The organism is Psychrobacter sp. M9-54-1, from assembly GCF_016613355.1.
GTDB lineage: Bacteria > Pseudomonadota > Gammaproteobacteria > Pseudomonadales > Moraxellaceae > Psychrobacter > Psychrobacter faecalis.
This window is the reverse complement of the sequence record NZ_JADGFW010000005.1, coordinates 65,443-79,968: the sequence shown is the minus strand read 5'-3', so window position 1 is coordinate 79,968 and position 14,526 is coordinate 65,443. Positions and strand designations below refer to the sequence as shown.

Below are 14,526 nucleotides of genomic sequence, written 5' to 3'. Positions count from 1 at the left end.
AGCTTTCAAATCAGTTCTCAAGTCAGTTTTCAAGCCAAATGCCAAATAAGACGATTAGCGCACAAGCTTTGACGGATTTTTGTGACGACTACTTATCAGCAGCAGCCTTTAAAGACTATGCACCAAATGGCTTGCAAGTAGATGGCGGGCGACCTATCGGTCGTATTGTCACCGGTGTCACCGCCTGTGAGGCGTTGATTGACGCCGCGATTGCTGATAACGCCGATGCTATCGTGGTGCATCATGGCTATTTTTGGAAAGGCGAGCCTGAGACCATCACAGGCATGAAAGGTCAACGTATTCGCAAACTGATGCAGCATGGCATTTCTTTGATTGGCTACCACCTGCCACTCGATGCCCATCCTATTATTGGCAATAATGCCAAACTTGCTGAGTTACTCGATATGAATATCATCGGTGCGCTTTATCCGCATGAGTCGCATCCGGTTGGCAATATTGCCAGCTGCCAGCCGCAAAGCGTTCAAAACCTTATTACCCAGATTACCGCTGCTTTAGGTCGGGTGCCATTACACATTCCCGCCACCTATAACGCCGCAACCAACGCTGAGCCTACGCAAGCGGACAGCAGATTGATTGAACGCGTGGGTATCTGCACGGGCGGCGCGCAAGATATGATTGAGCAAGCAGCATTGATGGGCTGTGATGCTTATATTTCTGGTGAAATATCAGAGCGTACCACTCATAGCGCCCGTGAGCTTGGCATTGATTACTTTGCCTGCGGTCACCATGCGACCGAGCGCGGCGGTATTCAAGCGTTGGGCGAACTACTGGCTGAGCAATTTGGCTTGCCCGTGACTTTTATTGACATTGATAACCCAGTCTAACCATTAAGCTCCGCTTGATAATCAAACAGTTTTATCTACCTACAATTGTTTTTTCTCAGTTGAAGCACTAAGTTTATTAAGCGTTAATATTAATATTTTGCGTCAAATACAGAAAATGCTGCTTAGGCGCAATCTTTTCTTATAGCACTTTTTGTCACTGGGTCAGCCAAAACAAAGGCGTTTTTTACCGTTTATAGTGCTATTGTTAAGTTTTATCGCTAATTTATTAACTCTACTTGAATAATATAATGAATATCCGCATATTAGTTCCTGAAGAAAGAATGTCTTGTCATGAGACTTCCCATTTTTATAGCTTCCGGTTATGGCGCTAAAATTTTTTTCATCGATTAAAGCTCTATTTTTTAATAAATTAATAAGGCTTTTAACGGTGATCATTTAAATACTCTCTTTGCCTTATTTAGCTGATGAGACAGTGGTTTTTAAACAGTATTTTTATTTTAGCGTCGCGATAAGATTAGAGCAAAATTTCTCTGATGGTGTTTTTTTACTCGCTAGCAGACAAGGGGTATTACTCATCTTTATCGCTGAGCAAACCATATTATTAGCCAGCTCCTCTACTACAAACGATTCAAAGAGTAGCTCGTGATTAATATAAACGCAGCAACGATTAAGTGCAGTTGTACGGCGCTTATGCTGTATATTTGTCTCAATAATTTATTCATGACCTTACCTATGTTTCATATGGTTTTATAGCCAGTCTTTTAATCACTAACTCATTTTATAGCGATGAAGGAATCATCCGATTTATACCCTTCGCGCTGTGGTGCGTCTTTTTTTTAGAATGATGTTTGAAGTGCGTGTTTTATCTTCTAAAAAATAGCCAACTATGCGTTAAATGATAAAAAGACGGTTGTGCTAACGGTTATATATCGAATGTTAGCAGCGCCATATGTAAACAAGATGACAGCGACCTTATGCTATTTATCAGGCTGATGTGATCTAAAATGTAACGCCAGTTTATGCCACTTATATAGCCATACGCTTTTTATAACTATATAAGCCGCATAAATTGATCAAGCATTTTTATGGTATGCAGGATGGCTAAAATCAGGAGACATCCATGCAGCGTATTACTTACCGTGTGAAAGTATCTGCGCAAGGGGCCAAACGCCGTATTTCTTATTTACTGCATCCATCTAAGCGCTTACTGCACACCAAAAGTAACTTCGTTCCAGCAGTTGCACCTATCAAAGTGACTGGTTGCGCCAAAACCAAATTTTCCAAAACCAAGAAATTGGCACAAGTATCAAGCATCGCTCTGCTCTCTTTACCGGCTGAGAGCTTGACCACGATGAACGCGCCTGTGCCTGCCTATGCGCACGTTATGTTAGAAAACACTCTAACGGTTGCTGCTGTACCGGGTGACAGCACCTACTTTGCAACCGATGGTTTTCAGCACGGTTTTGGCTATGATTTAGTGCGTAGCTATGCAGATGGGCTTGGCGTCAACATCAATCTCAAAGCCTATGCTAGCGAAGAAGCAGCGCTCAGAGCTTTAAAATCAGGCGATGCCGATATGGCTTTGACCACCGCCAGCACCCAGCTAAAAAGCCAGCTAGACTTAGCCTCTGTTAATGTGAGCTGCGGCTATGATGCCAGCTTGACTAAAAATGGGCTGCATCCTAAGGTCAGTTGGACATTTAATTCTGCCAACGATCCATTATCGCAAAAAGCCAGTTACTTTTTATGTGATAGTATTAAGCTTGAACACACGCAAAAATTGGCGGCGTTTTATAATCAGAACTTATTAAAAGACGCTTATAGCCAAGACCATTTTAAAAAGACCTTGACAGAAAAGTTGCCTGATTATCAGTCATCGTTTCAAGAGCAAGCGCGCAATTATAATCATGATTGGGAGCTACTGGTCGCCATGGGCTATCAAGAGTCGCATTTAAATGCCAATGCCGTCTCTCCGACTGGCGTGCGCGGTATCATGATGCTGACCAATAATACCGCTAAGGCGATGGGCGTCTCTGATCGCGTTGACCCGTATCAAAGTATTGGTGGCGGTGCTCGTTATTTGGAGCAAATGAAAGCCGATTTCGCTGATGTACCAAAAACCGATCGCATCTGGTTTGCCCTTGCCGCTTATAATATGGGTCCAAATGCTGTAAAAGGTATCCAGCGTAAATTGAGCGCCAATGGCATCGATGATAAAAGCTGGGCAAACATATATGCTTATTTGTCAGAAAACAGAGCGTCAAACAGCCGTTATGGTCAGGCCATGCATTATGTGAGTAATATTAGAAGTTATCTTGAAACCATTAAAACCCAAACGGTTTAATATGATTTTGCTAAAGGCTCTAAACCTTGAATAAAGTCTTAAATCTTGAACAAAATAATGCCAACAAAAAAGCTGCTCTTAATTAGAGCAGCTTTTTTTAATGCTTAAAATTTGTCAAATGCGACTACATTCTACATTAGCGATTCGGTACGGTTAAACGTTGACCGCGTTGCAGCATGGTATCGACAGCGATATTGTTCATATCAGCGAGCTCTTTGGTAGATACGCCATACTTACGTGCTAGGCCAATCAAACTGTCACCCGAGCCTACGGTATAGCTGACGGTTGCTTTTGGTACTTTGATGGTCTGCCCACGTTGTAACTGGGCGTTGGTCGCCAAATTATTGGTCGCCGCCAAATCCTCTACCGATATCCCAAACTGACGCGCTAAGGCAATAAGACCATCGCCCGCTTTTACTTTATAGCTCTCAGTATTACCAAGTTTTTTGCCGCTACTGCTTGCGGTTTCTGCACTGGCGCTGCTGGTGCTCTTGTTACTGGTGCTACTAGTATTACTGTTAGACGTACTAGTAACACTGACCGTACCATTTGCAGGAATGGTAATCGTACGACCCAATATCAGATTAGAATTGGTTTTCAAATTATTGGCGGCGGCCAAATCACTTAAACCGATATTATAGCGCTGCGCCACGCCCGTTAACGTATCGCCTGATTTCACTTTATAGCTGACCGCTTTGTCATTAAGTTGACGATCGACCAAATCTTTTGAAACCGGCACTTTGATTGTCTGACCACGCTGTAAGCGCGTCCTAGCATCAAAGTTAGGGTTAACGGCTGCTAGCTCTTCAGGACTGATACCGACACTATTTGCAATACCGATTAAAGTATCGCCCGATTTGACCTTATAGTTGGTCGTTGCCACTATACTTGTAGGAGCACTGGTTTTCACAGGATTGCTAGCGCTACTTGAGCTAGTATTTGCGGCAGTAAAGTCTACATTGGCAGGCACTTTTAAGATTTGACCGACGTATAGTGAGTCCGTCGTACCCATATTATTTAAATTTGCCAAGGTGGTGGTCGGTACATTAAATTGACGAGATAGCGCAATCAAACCATCGCCCGGTTTGACTTTGTAGTTTTTGGTAGCCGTACTAGATTTACTAGGTTTGGTTGATGGCGCAGCAGGCGTGGCAGCAGGCGCAGTGACTTTACCAGGTGCCAACCACAGTTTTTGTCCACGTAGCAAGTCTGCTCTACTGCTCAGATTATTGTATGTGGCGAGCTGAGTCACCGATAAGCCAAAACGATTGGCAGTACCGATTAGCGTGTCACCACCTTGAACGATATAGCTTTCAGGCTGGCTAGTGGTATTGCTCGCACTACTCAATGGCTCGATAGATTTAGCGTTGTATAGGTATAAAGTACTGCCAGCCAACAGATTGGCACTCGCATCTATCTGATTCCATTCAGCGATATCACGCCAGCTAACACCAGCACGGCTGGCGATATTCGCCAAGGTATCACCACGCTTAACCGTATAGGTAGTACGCGTGCCTTGTGGTTTTGGTTTGCTAGCCGATTTTTTCGGGAAGCTCAGTTTCTTCTCTTGCCCAGTTGCCTCTAAAATAGATTGCTGCGTCTGAACGGCTGATAGATTGATATTACCATCGGCGTTAACGACATTGGTTTCAGGCGTACTGATACGAATCTGATTGGCAATGTAATCACGCTCCGCTTTACTTAATGGCGGCTCTTGAATAATGGTATTGTTTTGCGTGATTTGCGCCGATGTGGTCGGTAAGCTGTTACTACTCTTTAGCTCAGCGTTAATCTTTTTGGTTTCAGCAGACGTCAGCGGTGGCTCAGTACGGACGGTATTGTTGTTACTGTAAACGGAGCTGCTGGTCGGTGAAGCCGTCGGCGGAATATAACTGGTGGTCTGCTGTGGTACGCTTGCGCTCGCGGCATACTCTGCAAGGGCACTGCCGGTAGTCGGTAATGAGCCACTACTGGTGTATGGTTTATTATTGTAGCTTGGTGTGGTTGAGCCTGAATAGCTAGGCGTCGTGCTAATACTGGTATTGCTAGAAGCAATCACATTACTACTACCATTACCTCTTAACGAGCTCAGCTTAGCATCTGTCGTCAAGCTAACATCGTTCGGAATGATAATACGCTGCGGCCCTGATGCGTCGACGCGCGCTGATGTCAGTGCCGTATTTAGCCTTTCTAACTCATCGTAACTGACCCCTGTCACTTGCGATACTTCAGCTAGGCTCACACCATAATTGACCGGCACACTACGGAAATGCTGACGGTTAGCAATAGCAGGCAGATAGACGCCATATTGCTCAGGCTTGGCAACGATTTCGGCAACCGCCAAAAAGCGCGGTACATAGTTCATGGTTTCAGTCGGTAGTCTGAGCGACCAGTAATCGGTTGGCAAACCGCGCGCCGCATTGGCATCAATGGCTTTTTGCACCCGACCAGGACCGGCGTTATAAGCAGCTAGTGCCAGCTCCCAACTACCAAATTGATTGTGCAGCGCGGTCAAAAAGTCGTAAGCAGCACGCGTTGATTCAATCACGTCACGGCGACCATCATAGGTGCTACTTTGATTTAGACCATAAATGCGTCCGGTACTTGGAATAAACTGCCATAAACCGGCGGCGGCGGCACTACTGGTTCCACTTGGATCGTAGGAGCTCTCAATCACTGGCAATAACGCAAGTTCGGTTGGAATATTACGGCGCTCAGCTTCTCGAACGGTATGGTAAAGATAGCGACTGGCACGAGCGGTCAAGCGGTTTAGATAGTCTTGGCGACTGGTAAACCAACCTTTTTGCGCTTCAATACGCTGATTATAAACAGGGCGTCCACCATTCATACGGTAGCCTGCGCGCAAGCGATTCCACAAATCACCATATTGTTGAATAGCAAGTTTATTACCTTCAACCATCGTCATATCAGTCGCTTCTAATAAATCTGCCAGCTCATCTAAGCTTTCAGCATCTAAAAAAGCTGTCGAATAATCAGCGCCCGTGCTTGGTTTAGTCACTTGGGTAGCGGGACGTTTGTTAACCACAGCTGAGCTGCCGGTTGCACCCGTCTTTTTTACCGCTGAGGTATTACTACAAGCACTGATAAGTAAAGTCGACACCGCCAGTGTCAATGGTAAAGCGATAAAGGAGCGAGATTTTGATGACACAGTAGACATGATAGTGGAAGTTTCCTAACAACAATAAGTGATAAAATAAAGTTAATCGACAGTATAGTACGCAATATCAGACAAAAACCAGCCTAATCGTAAAGATAATGCGCAAAAGTCATTTGCCTTATCTTTTGATGGCTTACTTCATAATACAGAACTTGATATATGACTAATTTTTAGTTGATGGTCACTTGTGAGACCGCGCGTAAAAGCACTGCATTACCCGTAGATAACGTCAGTGTGACCCGCGATGAGGTGACAAATGAAACTTTTTGACCGTCTTTTACCCAGCTTTCATTGGTGGTGACATTGGCTTTTGCTTGATCGCCCGTAATCACAATGTTATCTACCGTAATATCGTAGTGATAATTTGACGTATCACGCCAGCTTCTTTGCAGTAGTTGCAGATAAGCGTCTTTATCAAGGCTGGTGGTTTTGCCTTTTCTGGACATCGAAATCAGCGCATCATCTGACACCAAGCGCGCCACTTGGTTGGAGTTTTGGCTATTGGCAGCTGACTTCATAGCAGCCGCATAGTTTTGTACCAGCGCATTGCTCATGGTCGCCGCTTGCGCGCTGATACTGATAGCGCTAGCAGCGGCCACTACCGCTGTCACGCCAGCACTTTTTATCAATAGAGCAATTAGCCCTTTTCCCCATAGTCGTTTCATGATATTCCTTAGTAATACTATTATCATTATCGTCGTGTGTCGTTAAAGCCAAATAATATTATGGCTATAGATTATGGTCATACATTGACTTAAAACCTAAATCTATCAGGCGCTTATAATTCTTTTGTGTTTAAGGCTATTTGTGTGTAAAACTTAGGTTAATTAACGACACATTGTTATGTTAGTTTTAGCCTATCACTCAATTCTCACAGCCATGTGACACCCTGTGTGATTATTGCGAATCTCACGCAAAACAATGCTGTGCATTTATCTGCTTAATCCAATCTTTAATGACCATTTTTCTCATGCTTATGTTCATTATGACCGTCTTCATAACTTTCATCATCGCTGAGCTTCATGCCTAAACGCTCAACGCGTCTGTCCATCATCTGCCGAGCCAAAGCTTGCATGTCTTCGACGCGATCTATCTCATCGACAATTTCAAGCCCTAATAAAGTTTCAAACACATCTTCTAAAGTTACCAAGCCTTTAACTTCGCCGTACTCACCGACAGTAATGGCGATATGAATTCGGTTTTTTAGCATCAGCTCTAATAAATCAAACAACTTCATCTTTGAAAATACAAAGGTAATGTCGCGCTTAAACTGGGTCAATGGTTTATGAGCGGCATGGTTAAATTTTGCTAAGAGCATGTCGGTTTTTAAGACAAAACCGGTGATATTGTCCAAATCGCCATCATAAATTGGCAAACGCGAAAAGGTCAGTTTTGGCCGATCAACCAATAAATCAGCGACGGTTTTATGCTCTTCAAATGCAAGCATCACCGAACGCGGGGTCATGATATCTTCAACTTTAATCGCCCCAAATGCCAATAGATTACGAATAATACGTGACTCTAATGGATCAATCTGTCCTGATTCTTCGCCGATGCTGGCGAGTGCCGCAAATTCACGGCGGCTAAACGCTTGCGGCTCTTTACCGCGTACCAGCAGTTTGGTTAATTTTTCTGAGAACCAAATCAAAGGATAGAGCAGCAAAATAATACCGCGAACAAAATAAGCAACCATGCCGCCCAATTGACGCCAATAGATAGTGCCTAGGGTTTTTGGCATGATTTCGGATAAAAACAAAATAGCCAAGGTCATGAATGCCGAAAAAAGTCCAAACCAAGCACTACCAAAGACAATCGTCGCCTGCGCACCCGCCCCAATCGAGCCTAAAGTATGCGCCACGGTATTTAACGTTAAGATGGCTGCCAACGACTGATCGATATTATCGACCTTTAGGCGTTTGAGCATGTTGGATTTTTTTGGGTTCGTTTCTTGCAAGTCAGCAATATATGACGGCGTCATACTCAGTAGTGCCGCCTCGGCGAGCGAACAAATGAACGAGATGCCAATGGCAATGAGCACAAATAAAATAAGCAGTAGCACGCTACTAGCAGTAGGATTTGCTACCTCACCCGCTGCCCAAACCGCTTGTGGTAGCAAAGAGGTTAGCAATAGAATAAACGCCGAAAACGATTTGCTATTAAAGCGTGTCATATAAGAGCGATCGCTGTCACCCATCGTCGGGGGAGGTTCAGCAGAGGCGTCTTTACGACAAGCGCGCGGACGGTATAAGCGAGGTACAGACATAAAAAAGGTAAACAAGTTAGGTAACCTAAACAAAGAAGAAAAAGGAAATCACAATATATCATGAGCAAGCGCTAGCAGATAGAAAATAATAGCCAATAAATACGAATGCTTTTCTACCCAATCATTAAAAACGTGCTCAAACCACTCTATTATACAGCCATTTGGTTTATGATAAGAGCTTGTTTAATATCAATGTTAATAATAGCATTTCGCAATAAATCACTATACTTATCAATTACCTAGAAATTTACAACCACGGTCTTCTAAACTTATAAAGTTAATATAAATTTATCATAGCTTTATGTTAACTTAACATTTGGCTTTTTTTACCTACTCAGTAACTTATCCTTATATCCTTTATAATAAGAAAACGCCCACCATTATAACGGTCATGGTTAGTCCGTGAGTTTTAACAAAAACGCCCTCAGCCTATGATTAACAGTTACCAAGCCTGAGATTTTTTGTTACTATGCGTGTAAATTTATTCTTATCTATGACTTACTGAGAGAAATTATGAGCTTATTCATTCAAGCAGCCCATGCGGCGCCAGAAACTGCCGGCGCTGCGTCAATGTTTGGTCAAATCTTGTTGCCGGTTGCCTTTTTTGCCATTTTTTACTTTTTGGTGATTCGCCCACAGTCTAAGCGTACCAAAGAACACCGTGCGATGGTCAACGCCTTGACCGTTGGCAGCGAAATTATTTTTGCTGGTGGTCTTATGGGCCGTATCAAAGCATTGGAAGGTGATTATGCGGTTGTGAGCTTAAACAATCATACCGATGTTAAAGTGCAACGTGCGTCCGTGATTTCAGTATTGCCAGCTGGCACGATTGAAAGCGTTTAATTGTCATTTAGAAATTCAATAATTGACAAACTTTTATTGAGCTTAATTGCTGCCAGAGATCAATTATTGGTTGTAATGACTGTAAAATGACCGTACATTATTTACGGTCATTTTTCGCTTTACTGTTTACGCTTAACCGTTTTTTGCTTTACTATCATCGCGGATGATCGCAGTGGTGCAGAATTTAGTACGACTACTACTATACAATAGTAGCTCTCCATTTAATCACCTGCCATTGTTATCGCTAACTTCCCATCTGCTAACTTGTGGCCTGCGTCGCCAGTAGTTTATCAACTTAAAGAAGTGATTATGCAATATCCCGCTTGGAAATACTTACTCATCGCCGTCGTGCTTATCATTGCCGGTCTATATGCGGCCCCTAACCTCTATCCTGATGAACCTGCCGTACAGATTACCAGTGCCGCAGCAGGTACACAGCTATCTGAAGGTATTTTGACCCAGTCTAAAAGCTTACTTGAAGAGGCTGGCATCAATAATCATGATGGTACCTTTGAGGGCAACAGCGCGCTGGTGCGTCTCGATAATCCAGTCGATCAGCTAAAAGCTCAGGAAGTGCTGCGTCAGAATTTGGGCGAGGACTATGTGGTCGCACTAAACTTGGCACAAACGACCCCAGAGTGGTTGCGTGATATCGGTGCAAAACCGATGAAACTCGGGCTTGATTTGCGCGGCGGAGTACGTTTTGTACTAGAAGTGGATATGGATAAAGCGCTCGAGCAGCGTTTGACCAGCGCCAGTCGTGATATGCGCCGTGACTTACGTGCTGAACGTATTGCGGTTAAAGGTATCAAAACCGAAAAACGTGGCGTGGTGCTGCATTTCGCTGATACCGATACCCGTAACCGTGCGCAAAACATCTTACAAGGCTCGATGGGTAATACTTTCACGCTACAGTCTTCGATTGATGAGCAGGGCCCTGCGCTGATTTTAGCGTATAACGATGCCACCTTAGATGAAATCAATAGCTACGCGGTCAATCAGAACTTGACCACCCTACGCAATCGTATTGCTGAGCTTGGCGTGACTGAAGCTTTGGTACAATCGCAAGGTGCTAGCCGTATCGTCGTTGAACTTCCAGGCGTACAAGATACCGCTGAGGCAAAACGTGTCCTTGGTCGTACGGCTAACCTTGAGTTCCGTATGGTTGCTGAAGGTGCTGAAAACTATATGGGCGGTATTCCGCCTGCTGGCACTGAAGCGTTCCCCTTTGAAACACTCGATGGTCCGCCAGTATTGCTTGAGCGTCAAGCGATTGTCACCGGTGATAAAGTCACCAATGCTCAGACAGGCATCGATGAAAATGGCTCGCCTGAAGTCAGCATTACCCTAGATAGTGCTGGTGGCAAGCTCATGCAAAACGCTACCCGTACTGCTGTCGGTAAACAAATGGCGGTGCTGTTTATTGAGAATAAACAACGTATCGCTTATAAAGAAGACCCAGCGACTGGTGAGACGGTTGAAGTACGTACACCGTATGCAGAAACCAAAGTCATTAACCGTGCCAATATCCAAGCGGTACTGGGCTCGTCATTCCGTATTACTGGACTTGACAGTAGCGCTGAAGCGGCTGAGCTTGCCCTTTTACTACGTTCAGGGGCGCTAGCAGCACCGATGTATTTCGTGGAAGAGCGTACGATTGGTCCATCACTCGGTCAAGAAAATATCGAAAAAGGCTTATTCTCTACCCAAGTGGGTTATCTATTAGTTTTCGCCTTTATGATTGTTTTCTATCGCTTATTTGGCGTCATTGCCAACGTGGCCCTAGCAATTAACGTCATTATTATCATTGCTATCATGTCAATCTTAGGCTCATCACTCACCCTACCGGGTATTGCTGGTATTGTCTTGACCATTGGTATGGCGGTCGATGCCAACGTGCTGATCTTTGAGCGGATACGTGAGGAGCTGGCAAATGGTGTCCGGCCAAAATCCGCCATCGTCGCAGGTTTTGACCGTGCTTTTAGTAGTATTTTCGATGCCAATATCACAACCTTACTGGTCGCCTTTATTTTATTTGCGATAGGTACGGGTCCGATTAAAGGCTTTGCGATTACCCTCGCGATTGGTATTGTCAGCTCGCTATTTACCGCCATTTTGGTGACGCGTGCGCTGATACAAATTGCTTACGGCAAGCGCAAATCTATCAAACGTCTGAGCATCGGTTAGGAGAAAACTATGGCTATCGATAATAACAATCCGCTAGAACAAGAAAATAACCCAGATCGAAATGGCTCAAACGGTGAAGCAAATACTACTGGTACGCGCCGCCGTAAAAAACCGCGCCGTGATGGCAAAGGCAGTAATACACAAGCTAATAATCCTAGAACCTCTAAATTGACCGGTTCAAAAACCCGCCACGGTGGGAAAGAAAATCAAGCCTTGGCGACCCAAGCATCTGGTAACACAGCAGCGGTTGATCCTAATTTGATGTTAGGTGGTTCTGCCGAAGATGCCGCTGCTTACGCAGAAGGTGGTATCAAAGCCATTGGCGATCAACGTATCATCCCATTTATGAAGTTAGAAAAGCCGATGGCACTTCTATCGCTTTTGATGGTGATTGGCAGTATTATCGCCATCGCCGTTAATGGTCTAAATCTAGGTCTTGATTTTACCGGCGGGGTTTCAGCAGATGTGCGTTATGAGCAGCCTGCTGAGCAAGCCGATGTGGTAAATGCCCTAGCCGATAATGGCTTTGACGATGCGGTCGTACAGTATCTAGGTACGCGCCAAGAGCTTTTAGTACGCTTGCCACCACAGTCAGATAACGTCGATGGACTGAACGCCAGCCTGAGTAAAGCATTAGCATTGCCTAATAATAACGTTGAAATCAGTAACGTTAATATCATCGGTAGCCAAGTCGGTAACGAAATCTACTTAAACTCGGTTATGGCATTGGCATTGGCATTGGCTTGTATGCTTGGCTATGTTGCCCTACGCTTCCAGTTTAAGCTAGCGCTTGGCGCAGTACTGTCGCTATTCCATGATGCGGTGGTAACCATCGGGGTCTTTGCCTTATTTGGTTTTCCGTTTGATTTAACTGTCCTAGCTGCTGTACTGGCGTTGATTGGTTACTCGCTGAACGATACGATCGTCGTTTATGACCGTATTCGTGAAAACTTCCGCCGCGTGCGTGGTATCACGCCGCGTCAAACGGTTGATTTGTCATTGACAGAGACGCTGCGCCGTACGATTATGACCATCTCAACGGTACTATTGGTAGTACTAGCGATGTTATTCTTAGGCGGTGATGGCTTATTCTGGTTCTCGGCTGCCCTGTTTATTGGTCTACTTGCTGGTACTTACTCATCTACTTATATCGCAAGCTCGATTCCTCTAGCGATGGGTTTGTCACGTGATGACTTTATCGTTAAAGTAAAGCCTGAGTTTGAAGAAGCAATCGTTACTTTTAATGATCCAAAAATGTATGAGCAAGACTAACGCTTGTATAAAAGCCAATCACTAGACTTTTAGTTGTTTAGCAAACGTTATCACGATAAAAGCACCTAAACTCTAGGTGCTTTTGTCTTTATACTATTTTTATCCATCTTTTAATACTATTCGATAAGTCATCACTAAACTTTTCTGTCTTATTATATGGTTATATAAGCGACTAAGCTATGTCATCTACCCTGCCGCCAAGTGCTATGCCGCCTATTGATACTCGCTATGCGCGTATTATCGCGATTGCCTTACCTGTATTATTGGCTAACCTTGCGATGCCACTACAAAGTGTCATTGATACAGCTATTGTCGGTAATATGAATGACACGGCCAAGCTTGCTGGCATGGGTTTGGCTATTCAGCTGCTGTCTTTGATATTAGTCAGCTTTAACTTTTTGCAATACGCGTCATCTGGACTGTCCGCACAAGCACTCGGTCAGCTGGCTCATAATGATGCGCATAAACAAACGCAATCGCCGCTGCTATCAATTTTGCAGCGGGCTTTGTTACTTGCGTTTATGATTGGCGCAGTGCTACTTATTGCAAAACCTTGGCTCATTGATTTTGGCTTGCAAGCGCTTTCTGCCAATCCTGATAGCGGTCGTGCAGCCAAAACTTATTTGGACGTCCGTTTTTGGGGCGTTATCGCAGAGCTGATGAATTTTGCCTTTATCGGCTGGTTTGCCGGTCAAGGCAAAACCCGCTATATGCTTTATCAGCAAGGCTTTATCGCCCTGCTTAATATTATTCTGACCTTGTTTTTTGTTTATGTGCTGCAGATGGGCTTGGTTGGGGTAGCATTAGGCACGACCATTGCCTTTTGGCTTGGGGTGGTCTTAGCATTGTGGCTCAGCTGTCGACATCTACAAATCTCTTGGCGCGCGTTATTTAATGCTAATAAAGACCACTTTACCAAACATAAAATGCTTAGGCTATTTTCATTAAATAAAGACATTTTTATCCGTACGCTTATTTTAACCCTAAGCTTTGCTTGGATTACCCGACTGTCGGCCCAAAGCGGCGATGTCATTTTGGCCGCTAACGCTATTTTATTGCAGGTATTAAGCATCTCAGCCTTTGCCCTTGACGGCGTGGCGGTATCGGCAGAAACCTTAAGCGGACAAGCAGCAGGACGACGCGATTGGCCACGTTTTCGTATTATCGTCAAACGCACAGGCGTGGTCAGTTACGGCCTTGCCATGATGCTAAGCGCGATTTGGTGGCTTGCGATGCCAACTTATTTGGATTTCATGACCAATATCGAACCCGTCTTTGCGCTGGCTTATGACTATCATCTTTATGCGGTACTACTGCCACTTGTTGGCGTTGGCGCTTATTGGCTCGATGGAATATTCTTTGGTTTAACGGCTGGTAGCGTCATTCGTAATGCCGCGCTGATATTGGCGCTTATCTTTTTCCCTTTAAGTTGGCTACTCTACCAGCAATGGGATATGACCGGTATTTGGCTTAGCGTTTGGTGCTTATTATTATTAAGATTGATGATTCTTGGTGGGTTTTTATACCGTGCCCATCAAACAGGCAGCTATGAAAAATTGCAGCCTGAAGCTTGACCATTAAAGTAATTAGCTAACATGAGGCGCTTAATAAACACAAAAGAGATAATAAACGA

General features: G+C 44.4%; 9 protein-coding genes. 6 read left to right on the top strand and 3 right to left on the bottom strand.

Translation table 11 applies throughout. The annotated features are described in order from the left end of the window. Nucleotides 1–38: 38 nt before the first annotated feature. A complete protein-coding gene (locus IQ457_RS02515; protein WP_242465338.1) occupies nt 39–845 on the top strand; it encodes a Nif3-like dinuclear metal center hexameric protein in 807 nt (268 codons plus the stop codon). Between the two features lie 1,081 nt (nt 846–1,926). Beyond that, nucleotides 1,927–3,150 carry a transglycosylase SLT domain-containing protein gene (locus tag IQ457_RS02510; RefSeq protein WP_200661954.1) on the top strand — a complete coding sequence of 408 codons (1,224 nt, stop codon included), beginning with the start codon at nt 1,927–1,929 and terminating at the stop codon, nt 3,148–3,150. Nucleotides 3,151–3,286: 136 nt separating this feature from the next. On the opposite strand, the gene IQ457_RS02505 is transcribed toward IQ457_RS02510, so the two are convergent. The 3 genes from IQ457_RS02505 to IQ457_RS02495 all read right to left on the bottom strand — a co-directional run bounded on the left by IQ457_RS02505 (nt 3,287) and on the right by IQ457_RS02495 (nt 8,591). Continuing rightward, nucleotides 3,287–6,328, bottom strand: a complete 3,042-nt coding sequence (locus IQ457_RS02505; protein WP_200661953.1) for a LysM peptidoglycan-binding domain-containing protein — start codon at nt 6,326–6,328, stop codon at nt 3,287–3,289. Nucleotides 6,329–6,498: 170 nt separating this feature from the next. Beyond that, nucleotides 6,499–6,993: a DUF4440 domain-containing protein gene (locus IQ457_RS02500; RefSeq protein WP_200661952.1), complete on the bottom strand. Its 495-nt coding sequence runs from the start codon at nt 6,991–6,993 to the stop codon at nt 6,499–6,501. A 287-nt stretch (nt 6,994–7,280) separates the two neighbouring features. Next, entirely contained in the window at nt 7,281–8,591 is a 1,311-nt protein-coding gene (locus tag IQ457_RS02495) for a hemolysin family protein (RefSeq protein ID WP_144297644.1), read from the bottom strand. Between the two features lie 513 nt (nt 8,592–9,104). Here IQ457_RS02495 and yajC point away from each other — a divergent pair. The 4 genes from yajC (at nt 9,105) to IQ457_RS02475 (ending at nt 14,467) form a co-directional block, all read left to right on the top strand. Then, entirely contained in the window at nt 9,105–9,434 is a 330-nt protein-coding gene (gene yajC, locus IQ457_RS02490) for a preprotein translocase subunit YajC (RefSeq protein ID WP_068408182.1), read from the top strand. 309 nt (nt 9,435–9,743) lie between these two features. After that, nucleotides 9,744–11,621, top strand: a complete 1,878-nt coding sequence (gene secD, locus IQ457_RS02485; protein WP_068408185.1) for a protein translocase subunit SecD — start codon at nt 9,744–9,746, stop codon at nt 11,619–11,621. 9 nt (nt 11,622–11,630) lie between these two features. Beyond that, entirely contained in the window at nt 11,631–12,893 is a 1,263-nt protein-coding gene (gene secF / locus IQ457_RS02480) for a protein translocase subunit SecF (protein WP_200661951.1), read from the top strand. A 179-nt stretch (nt 12,894–13,072) separates the two neighbouring features. Continuing rightward, nucleotides 13,073–14,467 carry an MATE family efflux transporter gene (locus IQ457_RS02475; RefSeq protein ID WP_200661950.1) on the top strand — a complete coding sequence of 465 codons (1,395 nt, stop codon included), beginning with the start codon at nt 13,073–13,075 and terminating at the stop codon, nt 14,465–14,467. The last annotated feature ends 59 nt before the right edge of the window (nt 14,468–14,526 follow it).

Bases quoted from the DNA above. Each gene is read 5' to 3' on its own strand.
- IQ457_RS02515 (WP_242465338.1), top strand. From the start codon at position 39: ATGCCAAATAAGACGATTAGCGCACAAGCTTTGACGGATTTTTGTGAC.
- IQ457_RS02510 (WP_200661954.1), top strand. From the start codon at position 1,927: ATGCAGCGTATTACTTACCGTGTGAAAGTATCTGCGCAAGGGGCCAAA.
- IQ457_RS02505 (WP_200661953.1), bottom strand. From the start codon at position 6,328: ATGTCTACTGTGTCATCAAAATCTCGCTCCTTTATCGCTTTACCATTG.
- IQ457_RS02500 (WP_200661952.1), bottom strand. From the start codon at position 6,993: ATGAAACGACTATGGGGAAAAGGGCTAATTGCTCTATTGATAAAAAGT.
- IQ457_RS02495 (WP_144297644.1), bottom strand. From the start codon at position 8,591: ATGTCTGTACCTCGCTTATACCGTCCGCGCGCTTGTCGTAAAGACGCC.
- yajC (WP_068408182.1), top strand. From the start codon at position 9,105: ATGAGCTTATTCATTCAAGCAGCCCATGCGGCGCCAGAAACTGCCGGC.
- secD (WP_068408185.1), top strand. From the start codon at position 9,744: ATGCAATATCCCGCTTGGAAATACTTACTCATCGCCGTCGTGCTTATC.
- secF (WP_200661951.1), top strand. From the start codon at position 11,631: ATGGCTATCGATAATAACAATCCGCTAGAACAAGAAAATAACCCAGAT.
- IQ457_RS02475 (WP_200661950.1), top strand. From the start codon at position 13,073: ATGTCATCTACCCTGCCGCCAAGTGCTATGCCGCCTATTGATACTCGC.